The organism is Vibrio sp. 378 (genome assembly GCF_033339435.1).
In genome coordinates, this window is the sequence record NZ_JAWOUO010000959.1 from 1 (window position 1) to 562 (window position 562).

Here is a 562-nt window from a genome sequence, read left to right on the forward strand (position 1 = left end):
CTTGTGGTCCTACATCATCTTGGCATATTACGTTGATGGTGGCTTTGAGCAATGGACTAGCGGCATTTTGTTCATTGTGCCTAGCGTATCTAAGCTGCCGTTTATTCTTGTTTTGTATTGTGTTGGTATTGTGTGCTTTCTCGGTATTCTGCTGCTGAAAACCAACAAAATCATCCATGCGATGACCTATTCTGCAATGGCTTTGGCTTCCGCGACATTCATCTTCTTTGATGTGCAGTACATTTCCAGCACCATGTTTACGCTTACTGGTCTGCTCATCATCATCTATTCGACCTCGGCGAGTCACCAACTTGCTTTTACTGACAGCCTAACGCAGATTCCAAGCCGCAGAGCATTAGATTTAGATCTAAAACACATGGGCAGAAAATTCACAATTGCAATGCTCGATGTCGACCACTTCAAGAAATTTAACGACACGTACGGGCATGACATCGGCGATGATGTGCTAAAAATGGTGGCTTCAAGATTGATGAAAACACGTGGTGGTGCAAAGGTCTATCGCTTCGGCGGCGAAGAGTTCACCATGGTCTTCAAGGGAAAA

At 44.7% G+C, this 562-nt stretch carries 1 protein-coding gene; it reads left to right on the top strand.

Features of this window, described 5'->3' with window-relative positions; genetic code table 11:
• Nucleotides 1–562, top strand: a 562-nt coding sequence (locus tag R7Q48_RS29810; RefSeq protein ID WP_318133992.1) for a GGDEF domain-containing protein, incomplete at both ends; no start/stop codon positions are given.